This is a genomic window from Chrysanthemum yellows phytoplasma (genome assembly GCF_000803325.1).
GTDB lineage: Bacteria > Bacillota_I > Bacilli_A > Acholeplasmatales > Acholeplasmataceae > Phytoplasma > Phytoplasma asteris.
Genome location: NZ_JSWH01000129.1, coordinates 1 through 851, shown reverse-complemented (window position 1 = coordinate 851; position 851 = coordinate 1). Strand labels below are relative to the sequence as shown.

General features: G+C 26.7%; 1 protein-coding gene and 1 pseudogene. Both read right to left on the bottom strand.

What is annotated here, in order from left to right:
* Positions 1-435 (bottom strand): annotated as a pseudogene (locus tag OL66_RS02575) (toprim domain-containing protein); the annotation flags it as partial.
* Between the two features lie 17 nt (positions 436-452).
* Positions 453-683, bottom strand: a complete 231-nt coding sequence (locus tag OL66_RS02570; protein ID WP_156956355.1) for a hypothetical protein — start codon at positions 681-683, stop codon at positions 453-455.
* Between the last annotated feature and the right edge of the window lie 168 nt (positions 684-851).

Sequence of the window (851 nt, the reverse complement as noted above, 5' to 3'; positions counted from 1 at the left end):
TCCTAGGTGAGATTCATTATTTCGGTTAGTGGTTAATAAATAATGATAATAATCTCTAATTTGGTTAAATAAAGGTGATATTTCTTTAAATAATTGTGTTTTTGTAGCGTTAATTTCTTTTTCATCAATTGGGTTGTTGATTTTATTGTGGTGGAATTGATATTTAAAAGGTTCGCAAGAAATATTAGGGGTTAAATTTTGTTGCTCGATTAAGATTTTAAATTCTTGAGTTTTCATAAAGTTATTGATTTTTTCAAGAGCGTTATTGAAGGTTTTAATTCCTCTTATTTCCATATAAACATCAATAATATCGTAATCTTTACAACATTTCCAACAATGAATTTTATTATCTGAAGTTAAATGGCAACAAGTTGGGTTTTGTCCTTGATGGATGGGACAAGGGAAACGATATTTGGGATTGAATTTTGGTGGTATTGCCCTGTTCCAAAAGTTTAGACACTTTTGGAACAGTTCACTGAAACCGAATCATCCTCATCAGATTGCACACAAACAGGACCCATTCCTACAAAAATACCTCCTTTAAGAGCATTAGGATTGGAATGTTTCTTAGCAAAAACTTTAATATGCAACCACAATAACAAAAAAATACAAACAGCTACCAAAAAATAATTAAAATACCAAAATACCTTATTTTTAATTAAATATTGCTTTACTTTCGACAAAAAAGATTTTACCTTATTAAAAAAATTAATACAAATATCACTAATATCGCTAATCATAAGTCAAGTTAATTATCTCCTTTTATACGGTTTTATATGTTTTTTTATGTTTTGAAAATATCTTTATATTTTTAAATATACAATCATTTTAAATAACTATTAATAATTTTC